This is a genomic window from Streptomyces sp. T39, assembly GCF_008042045.1.
Taxonomy (GTDB): Bacteria; Actinomycetota; Actinomycetes; order Streptomycetales; family Streptomycetaceae; genus Streptomyces.
In genome coordinates, this window is record NZ_RDBP01000171.1 from 1 (window position 1) to 1,222 (window position 1,222).

The 1,222-nt window shown below is 80.0% G+C and carries 1 protein-coding gene; it reads left to right on the plus strand.

Annotated features, from left to right (window positions below):
* A partial coding sequence (locus EAO77_RS39200) for an FAD-dependent oxidoreductase (protein ID WP_187283577.1) occupies positions 1 to 1,222 on the plus strand: 1,222 nt, incomplete at both ends.

Below are 1,222 nucleotides of genomic sequence, written 5' to 3' on the forward strand. Positions count from 1 at the left end.
CCGACGCCACCCACCGCGCGCTCATGGGACAGGCGGGCAGGCTGCTCGCCGCCACGCCGCTCGCGGACTTCCGGCGGCCCCAGCCCATGGTCTTCGTGGTGCCCGAGCACACCGCCGCGACCGTGGCGGACCACTTCCTCGGCGGCACCCTCCCCGAGGCGGGACCCGACCGGCTCGCCGAACTCCGCACCGCCTGGCCCGGTTTCGCGCCGCGCCCCGGGGAGACCGTCCTCGACGCGGGGGACCGGTGCGCGCTCCTCGACGTACCCGGCTGGATCGGGGCCGTCCTCGGCGGCGCCCTGCCCGGTGTGCCCGCGCCCGGGACGCTGACCGGCACCACCGTCACCCAGGTGCACCGCGACGGCGACGCCTGGGCGGCCCGGACGGCGGAGGGGCCCGTGCTGCGCGCCCGCCGGGTCCTGCTGGCGACCGGCCCCTGGCCGGCCCCCGAGGTCGTCACCGCACCCGGCGCCGCCCCGGTGGCCACGCACCCCACCCGTGCCAAGCTCGTCGCGGCCCTCCACCTGCGCCCCGGCTCCGCGCCCGGCGGGCCGGGCGCCCCGGGGGCCGTGTTCCTGGAGGACGACCTCTTCGTCCTCCCCGGACCGGTCCCGCTGGTGAGCTTCGCCGCCCGACGGCTGCTGCACCACGGCGAGGCCCCCGCCGCCGGACTGCCCGACGACGAACGGGCCGAGGGCGTCCGGGCCCTCGCCCGCAGGCTGCCCGCACTCGCCGGCCAGGTCACCGGCGGCCGGTGCTTCCCCGACGCCTACACCCCCGGCCGGCTGCCCCGGGTCGGGCGGGCCGCCGAGGCCCCCGGCCTCGCCTGGATCACCGGCGGCTCCGGCTCGGGCGTCCGGTTCGCCCCCGCCCTCGCCGAACGGGCCCTGCACGCCCTCGGCCTGCCGGAGCGGCCCCACCACGGCGCCGCCGAGGACGGCCCCGATCCAGCCGGGTACGTCGAGGAGCGCGCACCGGTCCCCCGCGTCGAGGACGGTCTCCCCGGGGCGCGGCGCGAAACCGGGCCAGGCGGTGCGGAGTTCGGCGAGCCGGTCGGGTCCCGCCTCGGGGAGGGTGCCGCCGAGGAAGTGGTCCGCCACGGTCGCGGCGGTGTGCTCGGGCACCACGAAGACCATGGGCTGGGGCCGCCGGAAGTCCGCGAGCGGCGTGGCGGCGAGCAGCCTGCCCGCCTGTCCCATGAGCGCGCGGTGGGTGGCGTCGG